Here is a 19,898-nt window from a genome sequence, read left to right as displayed (position 1 = left end):
CATGGAACAAAGAGAATATACCCTGCTGGGGGAGACCCTGTATTGCCAGCGGCTGGACAATGGCCTGGAGATTCTCGTGGACGTCCGACCGGAATACGGCAAGCAGTTTGCCTTTTTTGCCACCCGCTACGGTGGGATGCACCTGCGTTTTCGCAGTGAGGACGGACACTGGGTGGACACCCCGGCGGGAGTGGCCCATTTCCTGGAGCACAAGATGTTTGACTCGGAGGAGGGGAATGTGCTGCAAATCATGGCAGCCAACGGTGCTGTGGACAATGCTTTTACCGCTGCGGCCATCACTGGTTACTATTTTGAGTGCACCCGGGGCTTCGAGGAAAACCTGCGCACCCTTTTGAGCTTTGTCACAACACCCTATTTTACTCAGGAGAGTGTGGACAAAGAGCAGGGCATCATTGCCCAGGAGATCCGTATGTGTCTGGATGACCCGGACGTGGAAGTGTACTATCAGCTGATGGAGCAGATGTATCAAAACCATCCGGTGCGGGTGCGGGTGGCAGGCAGCGAGCAGTCCATTGCAGAGATCACCCCTGAGGTACTCTACCGCTGCCATGAGGCCTTCTACCGCCCGGAAAATATGGTGCTGTGTGTGGCTGGGTCTGTGGACCCCGAGAAGGTGGCTGAGCTGGCTCGGGAGATCATCCCTGCCCGGGGCGGACATCTGGGCCGGGCAGACCTGGGCCAGCAGGAGCCTGCCGGGGTGCAGAGCACCTATATGGAGCGGGAGATGCCGGTGTCTGTGCCGATGTTTGAATTGGGGATCAAAGGCGACCCGGCGTCTGCCGGGCAGGAGCTGCGGCAGCAGTTGGTGGGGGAGTTGGTGTGCGACGTGCTCTTTGGCTCCTCTGCACCCCTGTACACCAAGCTCTATGAGGAAGGACTCATCAACAGCAGCTTTGGCGGAGATTACGAGTCGGTGCCTGGATGTGCTTACCTGATGGCGGGTGGCGAGAGCCGGGATCCCCGGGCGGTGCGGGATGCCGTGCTGGAAGAGGCCCGGCGGCTTTGCCGGGAGGGCGTGGACCCCAACCTCTGGGAACGCCTGAAAAAAGCCGCTTACGGCAGCATGGTGCGCAGACTCAACTCCCTGGAGGACACCTGTATCGAGCTGGCCCAAAACTTTTTCCGGGGTGAAGACTATTTCGATTTCCCTCAGTGTTTCCAGAGTATCCAGTGGGAGGATGCCAGACTGATGCTGGAACAGTGGTGTGTGCCGGAGCGGGTTTCTCTCTCGGTGGTTTGTCCGGTGGGCACCGCAGGACAGGAAAGGTGGGATTGACCATGGTCAATACAGTATCCTTCCCCGGCCTGGGGTTGGAATTTGACCTCAATCGAGTTGCATTGAGTCTGTTTGGTAAGGATATTTATTGGTACGGCGTCATCATCGCCTTTGGTTTTTTGCTGGCAGTGCTCTACTGTTATCGTAAGGCGTCTTTTTTTGGCGTGGACGGAGAGAAGCTCACGGATATGCTCTTCTTTGCTGTCCCCTTGTCTATCATTGGCGCCAGAGCGTATTATGTGATCTTCTATCGTTCCATCTATATCAATGCAGATGGATCCTTTGACTGGGGAAGGGCCATTGCCATTTGGGACGGTGGCCTGGCCATCTATGGCGGGGTCATCATGGCGGTCATCACTGTGGCGGTGTACTGCAAGGTGCGACATCAGTCTTCCTGGAACTATGCAGATGTGGGATGCTACGGCTTGCTCATCGGCCAGGCCATTGGGCGATGGGGCAACTTTGTCAATGTGGAGGCCTATGGCGGCCTGACCACTCTGCCTTGGCGCATGTGCTCTGCCTCCATCGCCAAAGAGATGATGGACAAGGGGCTGTTGGAATCCCAGGAGATGTATCAGAGTATTTTGGACGGCAGTTTGGGGGTTCACCCCACCTTCCTCTATGAATCTCTGTGGAATGTGCTGGGGTTTGTGCTCTTGGTACTGCTGGCCCGGAAGGGGCGGAAGTTTGACGGACAGATTTTCCTGTCTTATGTGGCGTGGTACGGCGTGGGCCGTGCTGTGATTGAAGGTATGCGCACGGACAGCCTGTATTTCTTCGGCACCGGCCTGCGCACATCCCAGTTGGTGGGAATCATTTCAGCGGTGGTTGCGGTTATCATCATGGTGATCCAGTGGAAACGGGGGAAGGGCGTGACCCCACCCCTAACCGTGGCCGGGAAGGGGAAAGAAGAACATGGCAATTAAAATGGATGGCTTGGCACTGGCCAAAAAATTGAAGGAACAGGCCCGGGAAGAGACGGCACAGCTGAGCCGCCGTCCTGGACTTGCGGTCATTATTGTGGGGGATAATCCTGCCTCCCGAGTATATGTCAACAGCAAGCGCAAGGACTGCGAGGAGTGCGGCTATTATAGCGAGGAGTACGCCCTGCCTGAGACCAGCACTCAGCAGGAGCTGCTGGAACTCATTGGTGAGCTGAATCGTCGGCACGACATTGACGGCATCCTGGTGCAGCTGCCCCTGCCCCGGGGATTTTGCGAGGAAGAGGTGCTTCTGGCCATTGATCCCGGCAAGGACGTGGACTGCTTTCACCCCTACAACGTGGGTCAGCTCACCATCGGCCGGCCCATTTTCCAGCCCTGCACCCCTGGTGGTGTGATGGAACTGCTGAAGGAATACCACATTGATCCCACCGGGAAGCGGTGTGTGGTACTGGGCCGCTCCAACATTGTGGGCAAGCCTATGGCCATGCTGCTGCTCCATGCCCACGGCACTGTGACCATCTGCCACTCCCGCACGCCGGACATGAAGGAGATTGCCGCCACAGCAGACATCTTGGTATCTGCTGTGGGCCAGGTAGGTCTGGTTACCGGAGACATGGTGAAAGAGGGTGCTGTGGTCATCGACGTGGCCATGAACCGAAATGCAGAGGGTAAGCTGTGCGGGGATGTCGTGGTGGAGGAAGTGGAGCCTAAAGCCTCCTATCTGACTCCCGTGCCCGGCGGAGTGGGGCCCATGACCCGAGCCATGCTTATGCTCAATACATTGACAGCGGCCAAAAATCATCTAAAATGATATCAGCCCCGCCGATTTTTCGGCGGGGCTGATGGTTTACTGTTTGGCAGCGTAGTCGCATACCGGGGCCAGAGGGCACATCCCGCACTTGGCCTGACGGGCGGTGCAGATTGCCCGACCATGGAGCACCAGACGGTGGCAGAAGTCGTTGGACTCTTCAGGGGGAAGAATCTCCCGCAGTTGTTTTTCCACCTTTCCGGGATCCTTGGTGCCGTCGGTGAGGCCCAAGCGTCCGGTGATGCGGATGCAGTGGGTGTCAGCCACCACTACACCGGGGGTGTGGAACACGTCACCCAGAATCAGGTTAGCGGTTTTCCGCCCCACACCCGGGAGTGCCACCAGTTCCTCCATGGTGCCCGGGACTTTGCCGTCGTGCTGGGAGAGAAGCATCTGGGCACACAGCACCAGATCCCGGCTCTTGGCCCGGAAAAAGCCGCAGGAGTGGATGTACTCACCCACTTCTTCTACATCGGCCTGGGCGAAATCCTCCAGGGTGGGGAAACGGGCGAAGAGGGCAGGGGTCACTTGATTGACCCGCTCGTCGGTACACTGGGCGGAGAGCCGCACGGCAAAGAGCAGTTCGTAGTCTTTCTTGTATTGTAAGGAGCAGATGCCGTCGGGGTAGAGGGTTTTGAGCCCGTCCACCATGGCTTGAACCTGCTGGGGAGTTTTCATATGTATCACCTCTGGCGATATCATACCATAGACCTGTGCAGAATGTCACGAAAGTTTCACGGTTTATCTATTGCTTTATTGAAGTAAAGCAGATATAATGTGGGTAACTCAACCGAAAGGGAAGGTGGAACGACCATGGTTTTGGAGTATATGGACTTTGTGTCTAAGGCGGATCCTGAGGTAGGAGCTGCCATCCGGGCGGAGTATGAGAGACAATGTGACAACATCGAGCTCATTGCCTCGGAAAACATTGTCTCTGAGGCGGTGTTGGCCGCAGCGGGTAGTGTGCTCACCAACAAATATGCAGAAGGCTACTCCGGTAAGCGCTATTACGGTGGTTGCCAGTGCGTGGATGTGGCGGAAAATCTGGCCATTCAGCGGGCTTGTCAGCTCTACGGAGCCAAGTTTGCCAACGTGCAGCCCCACTCCGGCGCCCAGGCCAACTATGCGGTGTATATGGCTCTATGCCAGCCTGGGGATACCGTTCTGGGCATGAACCTGGATCACGGTGGACATTTGACCCATGGCAGCCCGGTGAACTTCTCCGGCAAGTACTACAACATCGTGGCCTATGGTGTGGACGAGGAGACGGGCTACATCGACTACGACCAGCTGGAGAAGGTGGCCAAGGAGTGCAAACCCAAAATGATCGTGGCTGGCGCTTCTGCCTATCCCAGAACCATTGATTTTGCCCGCTTCCGTGCCATTGCCGATGAGGTGGGGGCCTACCTGTGGGTGGATATGGCCCACATTGCGGGCCTGGTGGCTGCTGGCCTGCATCCTTCTCCTGTTCCCTATGCCCATGTGGTGACCACCACCACCCACAAGACCCTGCGTGGGCCCCGGGGCGGCATGATTCTCACCAACGACGAGGATTTGTCCAAGAAGATCAACTCTGCCATCTTCCCTGGCGCTCAGGGAGGCCCTCTCATGCACATCATTGCTGCCAAGGCAGTGGCGTTGGGCGAGGCGCTCAAGCCTGAGTTCAAAGTCTACCAGCAACAGGTGGTGGACAATGCCCAGGCACTGGCTCAGGGACTGATGAGCCGGGGAATGAATTTGGTGTCCGGTGGTACAGACAACCACTTGGCCCTGGTGGATCTGCGTAATCTGGGCGACCTCACCGGAAAAGAGTTGGAGCGGCGACTGGACGAGGTGCGTATCACCGTCAATAAAAATAAGGTGCCGGGGGATCCCCGTTCTCCCTTCCAAACCAGCGGCATCCGGGTGGGCACTCCTGCGGTGACCAGCCGTGGCTTCACCACTGCCGACATGGATCAGGTGGCCCAGTACATTGTGTGGGCTGCCACCGACTTTGAGCATAAAGCAGAGGAGATCCGCCAGGGTGTGGCTCAGCTGACCCAGGCGCACCCCATTTACAGATAAGATAAATAAAAATGTGCCTGACATGTCATGTGTCAGGCACATTTTGCGTATTAACCTACGACTTTTTGACCGTTGACCCACACGGCCCGAATGTGGCTGTCGCTGACCATGGGGTCTCCGTCCACCAGCACCAGATCGGCGTCTTTGCCTGTTTCCAAAGAGCCTACCCGGTGGGCTACACCCAGATGTTTGGCCGGATTGATGGTGATGGCTTTCAGGGCCTCGAAGGGGTCCATGCCTGCCTTTACCGCCAGTCCGGCGCATAGGGGCAGATAGGACTGGGGAATGACAGGGTTATCGGTGATGATGCTCACCTGAACTCCTGCCTGGGCTAGGACCCCGGGGGTCTCGAAGGTCTTGTTCACCAGTTCAATCTTGCTGGCGTTGGTGAGGGTGGGACCTACGGCGGCGGGGAACCCGGAGCGGGCCACTACCTCCGGGATGAGGTGTCCTTCGGTACAATGCTCCAGGGTCATCTTGACGCCAAACTCCTTGGCAATGCGAATGGCGGTGCAGATGTCATCTGCCCGATGAGCGTGGGCCTTGAGGGGGATTTCACCCTTGAGCACGGGGATGAGGGCCTCCAGCTTCATGTCGTGCTTGGGCTTTTTCAGTGTGTCGTCCCCGGCAGCCTCCTTTCGGGCCATGTAGTCCTGGGCAGCAAAGAGCATTTCACGGAGTTTGGCGGCGGTGCTCATGCGGGCGGAATTGCCCTTGCTCTGGTAGCAACGCTTGGGATTTTCGCCAAAGGCGCACTTCATGGCCACGGGGTCACGGAGCACCATGTCATCCACACAGTTTCCGTGGGTTTTCACGGCGAAAAAGGTGCCGCCCAGCACGTTGGCGCTGCCCGGGCCGGTGCCGACGGTGGTAACACCGCCTTCCAGAGCACGGCGCACCCCCAACTCCAAGGGATTGAAGCTGTCAATGCCCCGGAGATGGGCTGCCACAATGTCTCCCATCTCGTTGTAGTCGTGGCCTTCAAAGCCCATGCCGTAGTTGTCCAGACCCAGGTGGCTGTGGGCGTCAATAAAGCCAGGGTAGAGGCGCAGCCCCTGGGCATCCATGATCTCTTCCCCTGGTGCGCTCAGGCCGGTACCAATGGCCTGGATGCGGGTGCCGTGTACCAGCACATCTCCCACGTAGGGGTGGGGATGGATGGCGTCATAGATTTGTGCGTTTTGGATTAACATAAGGTGATACCTCCCGGTGCTTGTCGGATGCCTCAAATTATACAATAGCCAGGGGCAGAAGGGAAGAGGACACGGTGTGTTTTGACTATGCTGGGAGGAAAGTGAAGTTTTAGCCGCAGTTGGCTTGCCAATTTGCAGATTATGAGCTATAATACGTAAGATAGCCATACTATCGATAGATGCCAGGTGGTTGGAGGCGAAGAAATGGAATATATGGAGCAGTTTCTGAGCACGGCAACGGAATATATAAAGCTAATTGGCATATTTGACGTGATTGATATGGCCTTGGTGGCTTTTGTGGTGTACCACATTTTCCGCTTTGTGCGCCGCAGCCGCTCCGGCCAGGTGGTCAAGGCAATTCTCTTGATTATTCTGGCAATGGGAGTTGCCAATGTGTTGCAGCTTCAAGTGGTGCGGTTTGTTCTCAACAATGCAGTGGAGCTGGGGTTTATTGCCTTGGTTATTATTTTCCAGCCGGAGATCCGTCGCTTTTTGGAGCAGATGGGCAGCGGCAAGATCAAAGAGATGTTTGTTCGTGAGACCATTGATGACGAATTGGAGTATGCCATTCGGGAGACAGTGGAGGCCTACACTTCCATGTCCAAAGACAAAGTGGGGGCGCTGATGGTCTTTGAACGCAAGACCATGCTGGATGATGTGCTCAAGACGGGCACGCCTTTGGATGCCCGGGTGTCTGCGGAGCTGCTGAAGAATCTGTTCTGGAACAAAGCGCCGCTGCACGATGGCGCTGTGATTGTACGAAATGGACGCATTGTGGGGGCAGGGTGCATGCTGCCTATGTCTGGGAATGTGAACATCAGCCGGGATCTTGGTATGCGCCATCGGGCGGGCATCGGCATCAGTGAAAACTCTGATGCGGTGGTAGCCCTGGTGTCCGAGGAGACAGGCTCCATTTCTGTGGCCATAAACGGTATGCTCAAGCGACACCTGGCACCGGCTACCTTGGAGCAAATGCTCCGCAACGAATTGATGCCGGAGCAGGAGGAGAGTAAGCCTTCCGGCACAGCATGGCTCACCAGTATGTTCAAACAGACGAAGGGGGATAAGCCAGATGGGGAAGAAGATTCTCGACAGTAAGGCGCTCTATGTGGTATTATCCATTGTGATTGCCATAACCATGTGGTTTTATGTTACATCCATGGATGGAAACCAGCGAAGCAATCCCATCAATAATATACCCATCACTTTTGTGGGGGAAGAGCAGCTGACCAGCCGCGGACTGATGATTGCAGGCGATCCGCCCAAAGCAAGCATCACGGTGAAAGCTACTCCCGCAGTTTTGGCCAAACTCACTGACAGTTCCGTGCAGTTGATGGTGGATGTGTCTACCATCAATAAGGCAGGGGAATACACGCTGGCATACACAGTGAAGCTTCCCACGAATGTCAGTTCCAGTCAGGTGCAGTATGTTCGGGGCGAGACAGGAAATGTCACATTTACTGTGGCCGAATATCGTCAGCGTGAGATTGAGCTTCGAGGAAAGTTTGTGGGAACCACTGCGGAAGGATATCTGGCTGGGGATCAGGAGGACTTCGTATTCACGCCCGCCAAGATCACAATTAGTGGTCAGGCGGAGCTGGTCAACCAGGTGGCCTATGCCGAAGTGGTGGTGGACGGAGATAACCTCAGTGAGACGGTGCGGGGCAACTATCCCTACCAATTCATTGGAGCCAGCGGCGACGTGATTTCCAATCTGGATGTGGAGCGCTCGGCAGAGACCGTACAGACTACCTTCCCCATTTTGGCTACGGCTGAGATACCTTTGGAAGTGAAGCTGGTGGAAGGCGGCGGCGTGTCTTTGGACCAGGTAAAATATACCATGAGCGCAGAGACGCTTACCGTGGGAGGCACCAAGACCGCAGTGGAGGCCCTGCTCACAGAAGGTTCCATTGAGTTGGGCACCATTGATCTGGGTACCGTCCACGATGGGGATGAGATTGTGTTTGATGTTGCCCTCACCGATGAGCTCAGCAACATCAGCGGCATCAATCAGGTCACTGTCACCATTGATTTGGACGATTCGCTGAAGAGCAAAACGGTGGAGGCCACCAATATCACGTGCATTTCGGCTCCAGATGGCTGGACAGGTAAGCCCTTGACTCAGATGCTGAAAGTAGAGATCCGAGGCAGCCAGGAGTTGTTGGATGCTGTCACTGGGGAGAACGTTCGAGTGGTGGCAGACCTGAAAGACATCAATCAGGCTGCCGGTCAATACACGGTGACGGCAAATGTATATCTGGACAGCGTTGGGACTCGAGACCAGATCGATGTGGTGGGCAGAGACTACAAAATCGTAGTTTCCCTGTATAGGTCGTAAGCCATGTTTGGATACGTCAGGCCGGCGCTGTCCCAAATGTCCCAGAAGCAGAGAGATCTGTATCAGTCTGCTTACTGCGGCCTGTGCCATGCAATGGGAAAACGGCACGGGTTTTGGGCTCGGTTCACCTTGAATTACGACCTAACGCTTTTGGCAATTCTCCTTCAATCCGATCCCAGAGAAGAGTATATGGTCTGCAAACGGTGTCCTGTCCATCCTTTGCGCAAGCCCAGGAGCTGCTTGCAAGGCACTGGTATGGAGCGGGCGGCAGATGTGAGTATCATTCTCACCTGGCATAAGGTGAATGATGATATTCAGGATCACGGATTTTGGACTGGCTTGCCCCACCGGATAGTTCGTCTGCTGTTTGGCAGGGCGTACCGGAGGGCGGCCCAGGCCTGTCCCACTTTTGATGCCCAAGTGCGCCAGGGGCTGGAGCGTTTGTCCCAGTTGGAACAGGAACAGTCGCCACGCTTGGATGAAGTAGCCCATCAGTTTGCCGGTATTTTGGCGGCTGCGGCACCTACACAAGCCGATCAGACCCGGAATCGGATTCTGGAGCAGCTGTTGTACCATGTGGGCCGCTGGATCTATCTCATGGATGCTTGGGACGACCTGGAAGAGGATGAAGCCGGCGGACGATACAATCCGTTGAGTACCCGCTTTCAAGGTGAAGCTAGGAAGGAACAGGAGTATGTCAGCACGACCTGTACCCATTCCGTGCGACTGGCATCCAATGCCGCACAGCTGTTGGATTTGGGTGAGTGGGATGAAGTGCTAAGTAATATTTTATGTGTTGGCCTTCCCGCCGTTCAAAGTGCAGTGCTGGATGGGCGATGGAAGGAACTAAAAAAGCTACACAAAGGGAGATACACGCATGAGAGATCCGTATGAGGTGTTGGGAGTCAGCCCCAACGCCAGCGATGATGAAGTGAAACGGGCCTATCGGGAGTTGGCCCGGAAGTACCACCCGGATAACTATCAGAATAACCCTTTGGCCGACTTGGCTGAGGAGAAGATGAAAGAGGTTAATGAGGCCTACGACGCCATTACCAAGGCCCGCAGTGGGGCAGGCAGTTCCTATGGTGGTGGCTATCAGTCTGGGTATCAGTCCGGCTATTCTTCTCAGGGGTATGGTCATCAGGGCTACGGCAATCAGGGCCAGTACGGCGGTGGTTCAACATCCTTTGCCCAGGTACGCCAGTATATCAACATGGGTAATCTGGATGGAGCGGAGCAGCTGCTGCGGGGCGTAGCCACCAAAAATGGCGAGTGGTATTTCCTTATGGGAAGCATAGCCTATCGCCGTGGCTGGCTGGATGAAGCCAGACAGAATTACCAGATTGCATGCCAGATGGAGCCGGGGAATATGGAGTACCGGCAGGCGCTGTCTATGATGCAGCAGGGCGGCTATGGGTATAACACCAATATGGCTGGCGGTCAGTGTGACAGTTTGGACTGCTGTACCACCATGCTCTGCCTCAACTGCCTGTGTGGAGGTTGTAACTGATATGAGATCAGGCAAATCTGCCCGCAGCATTACCTATCCTGCATTGCTGGGAGCGGTGTCTCTCATCTTGCTCTATGGTTCTGCTATTTCTCCCACCGGAGCCATCGGTCTGGTGGCCTTGGCGGGGGTGCCTTGTGCGGGGGTTGTGATCGCAGGGGGCACCTCGGCAGGGCTATTTTGCTGGGCCACGGTGTCTTTACTGGGGTTGCTGCTGGTGCCGGATAAGTTTTGCGTGCTTCTCTACGCTGCATTGTTCGGCCTATACCCGGTGGTAAAGTCCCGGGTGGAGGCCATGCGGCGCAAGCCCCTGGAGCTACTGTGCAAGCTGGTATTTTTTAATCTGGCCTTTTCTGTGGTTGTGGTTGTGACGAAAGCCGTGGCACTGAGCGGATTGCCTTTGCAGCAGCTTCATTTGGGTGTGCTGTACCTATTGGGAAACGTGGTATTTCTACTCTACGACTTTGGCTTTAGCGGGCTGATTGTAGCCTACCTTTCTCGCATGAGAAAGGGAACAAACTGGCGAAAGGGCTGATGGAACGATGGTTAAAAGTATGACCGGATATGGGCGAGGGGAGTGCAGCTATGAGGGCGGCACCTTTACCATTGAAGTGCGGTCAGTTAACAACCGCTATCTGGACTGCGGCATCAAGATGCCCCGTGCATTCATTTTTGCGGAAGACGCCATGAAGGCCCGGGTACAAGGCTCTATTTCCCGGGGAAAGGTGGATGTGTTCGTCACTCAAACTGCCCAGGCTGAGGATGACTCCACTGTGGTGGTCAATGAGGGGCTGGCTAAGTCCTACATTGCAGCTTTGGCCCAGCTCTATCAGCTGGGCGGCGGCCAGTGGGTAAAGGGAAATTACGAGGCTACCGATTTGGCTCGTTTCACCGATGTGCTGACAGTGGAGAAGAAAGAGCAGAACCAGGATCAGGTGAAGACCGGGCTGCTGGGTGCTCTTGACGCAGCCTTGACGGATTTCGATGCCATGCGGGTGCGGGAGGGCCAGCGCTTGGCCCAGGATATTCTGGGCCGTGTATGCACCATTGAATCTCTGGTATCTAAGGTGGAGGCTCGCTCGCCCCAGACTGTGGCGGAATATCGTGCTCGGCTGGAGGCTAAAATGGCGGAGATCCTTCAGAATACGCAGATCGAAGAGGCTCGCATCCTCACCGAGGCGGCCATCTTTGCGGACAAAGTGGCGGTGGATGAGGAGACAGTGCGTCTGCGCAGCCATATTGCCCAACTTCGGGAGATGCTGGAGCAGGGCGGTGCTGTTGGACGTAAGCTGGACTTCCTCATCCAGGAGTTTAACCGGGAGGCCAACACCATCGGCTCCAAGTGCAATGATATCGAAATCGCCCGGGTGGTGGTGGATATCAAGGCTGAGATCGAGAAGATCCGGGAGCAAGTGCAAAACCTGGAATGAGCTGTTGGATGTTGGTGAGGTGAAAATATGGAGCTAATCAACATTGGTTTTGGCAACTTGGTGTCAGCCAGTAGAATTGTGGCTGTGGTCAGCCCCGAGTCTGCGCCCATTAAGCGCTTAGGCCAGGAAGCCAGGGATCGGGGTATGCTCATTGATGCCAGCTTTGGTCGTAAGACCAAGTCGGTGCTGATCATGGATAGCGGCCATGTGGTGTGGTCGTCGCTGCTGCCAGAAGTTTTTCAGCAGCGCAGTGTTGCCCAGTCACAGGAAGATGAGCGGATGGGAGAGAGTGAAGTATGAAAAAGAAGCGTAGAGGAGAGTTGATTGTACTCTCCGGCCCCTCCGGAGTGGGAAAAAGTACGGTCATTGCAGAGCTGCTCAGCAGTCGCCGAGACATCCACTTCTCTGTGTCCTTTACCACCCGGCAGCCTCGGGTGGGCGAGGAAAATGGCGTGAACTACAACTTTGTCAGCCGGGACGAATTTGAACGGATGATCCGGGATGGAGAGCTGCTGGAGTATGCCGAGTATGTGGGCAACTACTATGGGACATCCTTGAAGGTGATTGAAGACTACTTACAGCAGGGCATTGACGTACTGCTGGATATCGAGGTGCAGGGTGCAGCCAAGGTGCGGGAGAAGTGCCCGGAGGCGGTGCTGATTTTCATTATCCCGCCCTCTCTGGAGGAATTGTCCCGCCGCTTGCGCAACCGCAACACAGACAGCCCGGAAGTGATTGACCAGCGGTTGGAAAAATCCCGTGCGGAGTGCCGGGAAAGCGTCAAATATGACTATCTGGTGGTCAACGACAATGTGATGTCTGCGGCACAGGAGATCCTGGCCATTTTGGAGGCAGAACGCTGCCGAGTTACGAAGCGTATTCATCTGGCCGATGGTATCATCGGCACCCAAGACTAAGGGAAAAACGGAAAGGATTGAAGGATTATGTTGCTCTACCCCCCCATGAAGGACCTGTTGGAGAATGTGCCCAGCCGTTATATGCTGGTGAATGTGGTGGCACACCGTGCCCGGGAGATTTCCAGTGAGTCGGAAAAGACCGGCATCCCTCTGACGGAGAAGGCTGTGACCTTGGCCGTGCGCGAGGTGGCCAGCGGCGAGCTGCAGATTGAAGAGCCCCAGGAGGAAGCTGCCGAGCAGTGAGATTTCTGCGCAGAAGAGGCTTGCCCCTTCTGGTGAAAGCAGGGCAAGCAGTGTGTAGCTGCTTGCCCTTTCATGGTCAAAAGGAGGAGGTGGCGGGTTGCCACATACAGCAAAAGTAGCGGTGGCTGCCGCCGTCTATGCCATAGACAGGCCATTTGATTACCTTATCCCCAGTCATATGGCCCAGCGAGTACAGCCCGGGGTACGGGTTGCAGTGCCATTTGGCCGGGGCAATCGCCTCAGTGACGGTATTGTGCTGGCGCTGGGGAGTACCGAGGATACAACCAAACTCAAGCCCATACAGACGGTGTTGGATCAGGAGCCTGTGCTCACCCGAGAGAATATCCAGTTGGCCCTGTGGATGCGGGAACACTACTTCTGCACCGTCTACGAGGCCATCCGTGTCATGCTTCCTGCCGGGCTGTGGTACTCTCTGAAGGAGAGTTGGAGCGTGGCACCCGGCGTGGATCGAGAGAAACTCTATCAACTGGCTGGAGAGCAAAGAGATGCACTGAGACTGGCAGATATCTTGTGCGCCCATGGAGGCAGTGCAGAGTTAGGAGAGATCCAGAGCAGCTTTGGCGGTACGGATCCATGGCCCGCTTTGCGCCTGCTGTCCCAGTCGGGCGGAATCCTTCGAAGTGCAGACGGCATTCCGGAGGTGAAGGACAAGCTGGAGCAGAGGGCTTCTTTGGCCATCCCTCCGGAGGAAGCTCTGGCTCAAGTTTCAGGGCGAAAACGGCGTGCTCCTTTGCAATATGAAGCGGTGAAAGTGCTGTGCGAGATGGGAGAGGTATCTGCCAAGGAGCTGTGTTACTTCACCGGGGCGTCACTACAAACGCTGCGGTCTTTGGAAAAACAGGGAATTGTTTTACTGCGCAAGCAGGAAGTCTACCGCCGACCTAGCCAGGGGCAGGAGATTCAGAAGCCTTTGGCTCCGGTGACCCTCAACCAACAACAACAGCAGGCTATGGAGGGGCTTTGGACTCTGATGGAGGAGCACAAGCCCGCAGCTGCACTGCTCTACGGTGTGACGGGGAGTGGAAAGACCCAGGTATATATCCAGCTGATCCACAACAGCCTGGAGCAAGGCAGAGGAGCCATGGTTTTAGTACCGGAAATTTCCCTTACCCCCCAGCTTATGGGCCTGTTTACCCAGCATTTCGGGCAGCAGGTGGCCATTCTTCACAGTGCCCTCTCTTCTGGAGAGCGCTACGATGAGTGGAAGCGGGTGCGGGCCGGAGAGGCTATGGTGGTGGTGGGTACTCGCTCGGCGGTGTTTGCCCCTGTAAAAAATTTAGGATTGATTGTTCTGGATGAGGAGCAGGAGCCCACCTACCAGTCAGAGCAGAACCCCCGCTACCACGCCAGAGACGTGGCCAAGTTTCGATGCAGCAGGGAGGGAGCCCTGTTGTTGCTGGGCTCTGCCACGCCGTCGGTGGAGACCATGTACCATGCCCTGGAGGGGCCATATCACTTTTTCCAAATCAGCCATCGGTTCAATCAGCGGGAGCTGCCTCAGGTGACCGTGGTGGATATGCGAGAGGAACTCCGGGCAGGACACAATGCAGTCATCAGCCAGCCCCTGGAGCAGGCGCTGCGTGAGACCATTGCCCGGGGCGAGCAGGCCATTCTCTTTGTCAACCGCCGGGGCAGCAGTAATATGGTGATGTGTGGGGAGTGTGGTGCATCTCCCGAATGCCCCAGATGTTCTGTGCATCTCACCTATCACAGGGCAAATGGACGGCTGATGTGCCACCATTGCGGATATTCCCAGCCCTTGCCCCATAGCTGCCCCCAGTGTGGGGGAATGTTCAGTTTCCAGGGCGTCGGAACGCAAAAGGTGGAGGAGGAATTGAACCGCCTGTTTCCCGGTGTTGGGGTGATGCGGATGGATACAGACACCGTCACCGGCGTACAAGGGCACGCCAAGCTGCTGGCTCAATTCCAAAAAGAGAAAATTCCGGTGCTGGTGGGCACCCAGATGGTGGCCAAAGGTCTGGATTTTGAAAATGTAACCCTGGTTGGGGCAGTGTCTGCTGATCAGACCTTATATGTGGAGGACTATCGAGGCGGAGAACGCACCTTTTCTCTGCTCACCCAGGTGGTGGGACGGGCGGGGCGTGGCGGAAAGACAGGGAGGGCTATGATCCAAACCTTCACGCCGGATAATGAGGTGATAGAGTGTGCAGCCCGCCAGGATTATGACACATTTTATGCCCAGGAGATCCGCCTGCGGCAACTGCGGGATTATCCACCCTTTGGTGATTTATTTGTGATCCATGTCACCGGTGAGGTGGAAGAAGATGTGATGAGGGTCAGTGTTCGGCTGCGCAGAGTCTTGGAGCAGTTGCTCTCCCAACAGACGGGGGCAGCAACTGCGTGTCGGCTATTGGGGCCAGCACCGGACCGAGTGGTGAAGGTGAATAATCGCTACCGATATCACTTGACTCTTCAGACCCAAAATACGAAATCAATGCGGGAACTGGTGGCCCATGTGGTTCGCCAAGCCCAGAAGGATAAAGCCAATCGAGGCGTTTCCGTCTATGGGGACATCAATCCCCAGGACTAATGAGACAGAGGAGGATATGAGTTATGTCTTTGAGAACCATTGTGACCCAGGGTGATCCGGTGCTGGCTAAGACCTGCCGCCCGGTGGAAAAGTTCGATCAGAAGCTCCATGAGCTGCTGGATGATATGAAAGAGACGCTGGTACAGGCCAACGGCGTTGGCTTGGCTGCACCTCAAATCGGTATTTTGCGCCGAGTGGTCATTGTCATGGATGCAGAGGAGAACATGGTGGAGCTGGTCAACCCCCAGATCATTGCCTCTGATGGGGAGCAGACCGGCCTGGAAGGTTGCCTGTCTGTGCCTGGAAAGTACGGCGTGGTCACCCGTCCTGCCACCGCCACTGTGCGGGCCCAGGATCGCAACGGCAACTTCTTTGAAATGAGCGGGGAGGGTATTGTGGCTCGCTGCTTCTGCCACGAGTTGGAGCACTTGGATGGACACCTGTTTGTAGAGCATACAGATCGGCTGTATACGGTGGAGGAGCTGGAGTCCATGGAGGATGAAAACGCATGAGGATCGTTTTTATGGGCACGCCGGACTTTGCGGTCCCCTCTCTGCGTAAGCTGGTGGAGTGCGGCCATGAGGTGTGCGGGGTCTTTACCCAGCCCGATAAGCCCAAAAATCGTGGCATGAAGCTGTTGCCGCCACCTGTGAAGGAATATGCCTTGACAGTAGGAATCCCGGTTTTTCAGCCCACTACCCTGCGGGATGGTACGGCGCTGGAGCAACTGCGTGAGCTGGAGCCCCAGCTCATTGTGGTGGCTGCGTATGGGAAGATCCTCCCGGTGGATATTTTGCAGCTGCCTGCCCTGGGGTGTATCAATGTTCATTCCTCACTGCTGCCCAAGTATCGGGGCGCAGCACCCATCAACTGGGCCATTCTCAATGGGGAAGAGGAGACGGGCGTGACCATCATGTATATGGCGGAGGGGTTGGACACCGGTGATATGCTGGCCAGCAGCGCTACTGCCATTGACCTCAATGAGTCTGCCCAGCAGCTCCACGACCGACTGGCCCAGATGGGGGCAGATCTCTTGCCTCAGGTTCTGGAGCAGCTGGAGAGCGGAACGGCAGTACCCGTGCCTCAGGACGATGCCCAGTCCTGCTATGCTCCCATGCTCTCCCGGGCACTGTCCCCCATTGATTGGACGCATACCGCCAGGGAGATTCACAACCAGGTGCGGGGACTGACACCCTGGCCTTCTGCCACCGCCGAGGTGGACGGGGTGCGGTGCAAGATCATCCGCACAGTGGTGTCAGATGAGAAGACAGCTCAGGCTCCTGGTACTTGCGTCAAGGCGGATAAGCACGGCCTGTGGGTGGCCTGCGGACAGGGAACCGTGCTGCAAATTTTAGAGCTTCAGCCAGATGGGAAAAAGGCTATGGCGGCCCATGCCTTCCTGTTGGGCCATCCGCTGAAGGAGAAGGAAGCTATTTGAGAGGAGTTTACCTATGGGATCTGCCAGAGAAGCGGCGATGCTGACCCTCACGGCCTGTGACCGGCAAGGAGCCTGGTCAGAGGGCCATTTGAAGCGAATCCTGAAAGAGAGCGGCCTGGATCGCCGGGATGCTGCCTTGGCTACCCGGTTGTGTTTCGGGGTGTTGCAGACCAGGATGACGCTGGATTGGTATTTGGCCCGCCGCTGTACCGGTGGGTTGAAAAAATTGGAACCTAAGGTGCTGTCCATACTGCGGGTTTCTCTGTATCAGATCCTCTACATGGATAAGATTCCATCCAGCGCTGCGGTGAACGAGGGAGTGCAGCTGACCAAAAAGCACTGCCGGAATCCCAGAGCTGCCGGGATGGTCAATGGAGTGCTGCGGGGCATCCTGCGGGATATGCCTCTGCCACAGCCCCAGGGAGGGGACGAGTTGGAGTCCATCTCCCTTCAGACCAGCCATCCCCGTTGGCTGGTGGAGGAGTTTAGCCAGGTGCTGGGCCTGGACGGTGTGCGGGCCTGGGCAGAGGCAGATAATTGCCAGCCTTCCACCACCGCCCAGGTGAATACTGTGGTATGCACCGTGGAGGAAGCTGTGAAAGAGCTGGAGCGGGACGGGGTGGAGGTAAAGCCTCACCCCTGGCTGGAAGGGTGCCTGCTGCTCAGCGGCACCGGAGACATGGAGCGACTGAATGCGTACCAGAAAGGGTATTTTTACATTCAGGATGCGGCGGCTCGCCTGGCTGTGACAGCGGCCGGGATCCGGCCGGGACAACGGGTGCTAGACTGCTGTGCGGCGCCGGGGGGAAAGTCCTTTGCTGCCGGCGTAGATATGGGCAATGAAGGGCACATCATCTCCTGTGATATCCACCCCCACAAGATGAAGCTGTTGGAGGCAGGGGCCAGCCGACTGAGATTGACCGCCATGGAGGCCCTGCTGCAAAGTGCGTCTGAGCGTCGGGCTGATTGGGTGGATGGGTTTGATACGGTGCTGGTGGATGTACCCTGTTCAGGGCTTGGTATCATCCGGAAAAAGCCGGATATTCGCTATAAAGACCCCAAACCTCTGGATGGGTTGCCCGAGGTACAAAAAAAGATCGTGGACAACTGCGCAGCCTATGTGCGACCTGGCGGGGTGATGATTTATGCTACCTGCACTCTTCGTGCCGGGGAAAATCAGGATGTCGTGACATGGTTTTTGAAACAACATCCCGAATTTACTTTGGAAGCCTTTGAATTGCCCTGTTTTGGCCGACAAGAAGGCATGATGACCTTTTGGCCGCATATTCATCACACAGATGGTTTTTTTGTGGCCCGACTGCGTAAAAAGGAGGTTTGACCTGTGATTGACATCAAGTCCATGCTGCCCCAGGAGTTGGGGGCATGGCTGAAAGAGATGGGACAGCCCAGCTTTCGGGCCAAGCAGATTTTTCAGTGGCTGCACCGTGGTGTGACCTCCTTTGACGAGATGACCAATCTCCCCAAATCTCTGCGGGAGACGTTGAAGGAGCAGAGCTATATTACGGTTCCTGCGGTGGAGCGGAAGCAGCAGTCTGCCATCGATGGCACCATCAAGTACCTGTGGCGGCTACGGGACGGCAACTGTGTGGAGACGGTGCTCATGCGCTACCAACACGGGAACACGGTGTGTGTTTCCTGCCAGGTGGGTTGCAACATGGGGTGTGTATTCTGCGCCTCCACCTTGGGGGGAAAGGTGCGGGACTTACAGCCCAGCGAAATTTTGGATCAGGTGATATTTACCCAACTGGACAGTGGAGCGGAGATTTCCAACATCGTTATGATGGGAATTGGAGAGCCTTTGGATAATTTCGAGAATGTGACGCAGTTTTTACAGCTGGTCAACCACCCCGATGGGGTAAACATCGGCATGCGGCACATCTCTCTGTCCACCTGTGGCCTTGTAAAGAAAATTGACAAATTGGCCCAGTTGGGGTTACAATTAACGTTAAGCGTTTCTCTCCATGCGCCCGACGACCAAACTCGCTCCAGGCTGATGCCGGTCAACCGAGCTGTGGGAGTGGATTTGCTGATGGACACTTGCCGCAGATATTTCCAGCAAACTGGACGCCGCATTTCCTACGAATATGCCATGATCGACGGAGTAAACGACAGCGATGAACAGGCGGACCTGTTGGTGAAGCTGCTGCACGGTCAGCCTGGTCATGTGAATTTGATCCCGCTCAATCATGTGGAGGAATCTCCCCTCAAGCCCAGCCGACGGGTGCGGCAGTTCCAGAACCGTCTGGAAGCTCAGGGAGTTACGGCGACGGTGCGGCGGAAACTGGGTGGCGACATTGACGCCTCCTGTGGCCAGCTGCGGCGGAAACAAATGAAACAAAATCAGCTCCAGTCTGGAAAGGACGAAGCTCAATGAATATATTTGGAATGACAGATATCGGTGCGGTTCGCAGCGAGAACCAGGACAGCTACACCGTGCGCCATCTGGGTGAACAGGTGGCCATCGCTGTGGTATGTGACGGAATGGGCGGCGCACGGGCGGGCAATGTGGCCAGTGCAGTGGCTGTGGAGACCTTTGCCGCTGCGGTAGAGGACCTATGCAGCCAGAAGATGCCGGAGGGTGAGCGCAGCTGCTATCATGTGCTGCGTGAGGCCTGCCTGCATGCCAACACTCAGGTATACCAGCTCTCCCGCTCCGATGAACAATATCGAGGAATGGGGACTACGCTGGTAGCTGCCTTACTGGTGGGGGCGGATGCCTATGTGGTTAACGTAGGGGACAGTCGTTGCTACCACATGCAAAACGATCATATCTACCAGGTGACCAAGGACCACTCTTTGGTGCAGCTGTTGGTTACCCGGGGAGATATCACACCGGAGGAAGCCAGAATCCATCCCAAAAAGAATCTGATCACCCGGGCTCTTGGCGTGGATCGGGATGTGGCGGCAGACTGCTACCACCTTTCTGTGCAGGATGGGGATCGCTTGTTATTGTGCAGCGATGGCCTGTCCAATGTGTTGCCTGACGATGTTTTACTGGAGCAGGCTTTGGCGCCCATTCCTTTGGAGGATCGGTGCCGTAATTTGATGCGTATGACGCTGGAACAGGGTGCGCCGGACAATGTGACCATTGTCATGGCACAGCTGTGAACCACAACGAGGAGGAAC

The 19,898-nt window shown here is 56.1% G+C and carries 21 protein-coding genes; 19 read left to right on the top strand and 2 right to left on the bottom strand.

All coding sequences use genetic code 11. From position 1 onward, the window contains the following. The first annotated feature begins 1 nt into the window (after position 1). From yfmH to folD, 3 genes are read left to right on the top strand one after another with little or no spacing between them, the layout of a single operon-like run. Positions 2-1,297 (top strand): EF-P 5-aminopentanol modification-associated protein YfmH, encoded by a 1,296-nt coding sequence (gene yfmH / locus H9X86_RS03505; protein WP_204900198.1) that lies wholly within the window; start codon positions 2-4, stop codon positions 1,295-1,297. Between the two features lie 2 nt (positions 1,298-1,299). Then, positions 1,300-2,223 (top strand): prolipoprotein diacylglyceryl transferase, encoded by a 924-nt coding sequence (gene lgt, locus H9X86_RS03500; RefSeq protein ID WP_204900197.1) that lies wholly within the window; start codon positions 1,300-1,302, stop codon positions 2,221-2,223. Continuing rightward, positions 2,213-3,052 (top strand): bifunctional methylenetetrahydrofolate dehydrogenase/methenyltetrahydrofolate cyclohydrolase FolD, encoded by an 840-nt coding sequence (folD, locus tag H9X86_RS03495; RefSeq protein ID WP_204900196.1) that lies wholly within the window; start codon positions 2,213-2,215, stop codon positions 3,050-3,052. Before lgt ends, folD begins: the two co-directional genes overlap by 11 nt. A gap of 36 nt (positions 3,053-3,088) precedes the next feature. Here folD and nth read toward each other — a convergent pair whose 3' ends face one another. After that, complete coding sequence (nth, locus tag H9X86_RS03490) at positions 3,089-3,727, bottom strand: endonuclease III (protein ID WP_204900195.1); 639 nt, start codon at positions 3,725-3,727, stop codon at positions 3,089-3,091. Positions 3,728-3,862: 135 nt separating this feature from the next. On the opposite strand from nth, the gene glyA reads away from it, so the two are divergent. Then, positions 3,863-5,113 carry a serine hydroxymethyltransferase gene (glyA, locus tag H9X86_RS03485; RefSeq protein ID WP_204900194.1) on the top strand — a complete coding sequence of 417 codons (1,251 nt, stop codon included), beginning with the start codon at positions 3,863-3,865 and terminating at the stop codon, positions 5,111-5,113. 50 nt (positions 5,114-5,163) lie between these two features. Here the strand turns inward: glyA and H9X86_RS03480 are convergent, their stop codons facing one another. Continuing rightward, positions 5,164-6,306 (bottom strand): amidohydrolase, encoded by a 1,143-nt coding sequence (locus H9X86_RS03480; protein WP_204900193.1) that lies wholly within the window; start codon positions 6,304-6,306, stop codon positions 5,164-5,166. A gap of 204 nt (positions 6,307-6,510) precedes the next feature. Here H9X86_RS03480 and cdaA point away from each other — a divergent pair, with 204 nt between their 5' ends. The 15 genes from cdaA to H9X86_RS03405 all read left to right on the top strand — a co-directional run bounded on the left by cdaA (position 6,511) and on the right by H9X86_RS03405 (position 19,880). Continuing rightward, on the top strand, positions 6,511-7,404 hold the full coding sequence (gene cdaA / locus H9X86_RS03475; RefSeq protein WP_204900192.1) for a diadenylate cyclase CdaA: 894 nt from the start codon (positions 6,511-6,513) through the stop codon (positions 7,402-7,404). Beyond that, a complete protein-coding gene (locus tag H9X86_RS03470; protein WP_204900191.1) occupies positions 7,379-8,644 on the top strand; it encodes a CdaR family protein in 1,266 nt (421 codons plus the stop codon). Before cdaA ends, H9X86_RS03470 begins: the two co-directional genes overlap by 26 nt. A 3-nt stretch (positions 8,645-8,647) precedes the next feature. Next, positions 8,648-9,538 (top strand): DUF5685 family protein, encoded by an 891-nt coding sequence (locus H9X86_RS03465; RefSeq protein ID WP_204900190.1) that lies wholly within the window; start codon positions 8,648-8,650, stop codon positions 9,536-9,538. Further along, a complete protein-coding gene (locus H9X86_RS03460) occupies positions 9,522-10,154 on the top strand; it encodes a J domain-containing protein (protein ID WP_204900189.1) in 633 nt (210 codons plus the stop codon). Before H9X86_RS03465 ends, H9X86_RS03460 begins: the two co-directional genes overlap by 17 nt. 1 nt (position 10,155) lies before the next feature. Further along, positions 10,156-10,686, top strand: coding sequence for a hypothetical protein (locus H9X86_RS03455; RefSeq protein WP_204900188.1), 531 nt, complete (start codon positions 10,156-10,158; stop codon positions 10,684-10,686). A gap of 7 nt (positions 10,687-10,693) precedes the next feature. Beyond that, the gene (locus H9X86_RS03450; protein WP_204900187.1) at positions 10,694-11,581 is read left to right on the top strand and encodes a YicC/YloC family endoribonuclease; all 888 of its coding nucleotides are present in this window, start codon (positions 10,694-10,696) and stop codon (positions 11,579-11,581) included. A 27-nt stretch (positions 11,582-11,608) separates the two neighbouring features. Beyond that, entirely contained in the window at positions 11,609-11,881 is a 273-nt protein-coding gene (locus H9X86_RS03445) for a DUF370 domain-containing protein (RefSeq protein ID WP_204900186.1), read from the top strand. Further along, positions 11,878-12,498, top strand: a complete 621-nt coding sequence (gene gmk / locus H9X86_RS03440; protein WP_204900185.1) for a guanylate kinase — start codon at positions 11,878-11,880, stop codon at positions 12,496-12,498. Before H9X86_RS03445 ends, gmk begins: the two co-directional genes overlap by 4 nt. A gap of 27 nt (positions 12,499-12,525) precedes the next feature. After that, the gene (gene rpoZ / locus H9X86_RS03435; RefSeq protein WP_204900184.1) at positions 12,526-12,741 is read left to right on the top strand and encodes a DNA-directed RNA polymerase subunit omega; all 216 of its coding nucleotides are present in this window, start codon (positions 12,526-12,528) and stop codon (positions 12,739-12,741) included. 97 nt (positions 12,742-12,838) lie between these two features. Next, a complete protein-coding gene (priA, locus tag H9X86_RS03430) occupies positions 12,839-15,313 on the top strand; it encodes a primosomal protein N' (RefSeq protein WP_204900183.1) in 2,475 nt (824 codons plus the stop codon). A 23-nt stretch (positions 15,314-15,336) separates the two neighbouring features. Continuing rightward, entirely contained in the window at positions 15,337-15,825 is a 489-nt protein-coding gene (gene def, locus H9X86_RS03425; protein WP_204900182.1) for a peptide deformylase, read from the top strand. Further along, the gene (fmt, locus tag H9X86_RS03420; protein WP_204900181.1) at positions 15,822-16,751 is read left to right on the top strand and encodes a methionyl-tRNA formyltransferase; all 930 of its coding nucleotides are present in this window, start codon (positions 15,822-15,824) and stop codon (positions 16,749-16,751) included. Before def ends, fmt begins: the two co-directional genes overlap by 4 nt. Positions 16,752-16,764: 13 nt before the next feature. After that, a complete protein-coding gene (gene rsmB / locus H9X86_RS03415; protein ID WP_204900180.1) occupies positions 16,765-18,090 on the top strand; it encodes a 16S rRNA (cytosine(967)-C(5))-methyltransferase RsmB in 1,326 nt (441 codons plus the stop codon). A 3-nt stretch (positions 18,091-18,093) separates the two neighbouring features. Beyond that, positions 18,094-19,146: a dual-specificity RNA methyltransferase RlmN gene (rlmN, locus tag H9X86_RS03410; protein WP_346011426.1), complete on the top strand. Its 1,053-nt coding sequence runs from the start codon at positions 18,094-18,096 to the stop codon at positions 19,144-19,146. Further along, positions 19,143-19,880: a Stp1/IreP family PP2C-type Ser/Thr phosphatase gene (locus H9X86_RS03405; protein WP_204900179.1), complete on the top strand. Its 738-nt coding sequence runs from the start codon at positions 19,143-19,145 to the stop codon at positions 19,878-19,880. The genes rlmN and H9X86_RS03405 overlap by 4 nt, the downstream gene beginning before the upstream one ends. Positions 19,881-19,898 lie beyond the last annotated feature (18 nt).

It is taken from the genome of Pseudoflavonifractor capillosus, from assembly GCF_016902575.1.
GTDB classification, from domain to species: domain Bacteria; phylum Bacillota; class Clostridia; order Oscillospirales; family Oscillospiraceae; genus Enterenecus; species Enterenecus capillosus_A.
The sequence above is the reverse complement of the archived record's forward strand: the minus strand, read 5'-3'. Positions and strand labels throughout refer to the sequence as shown.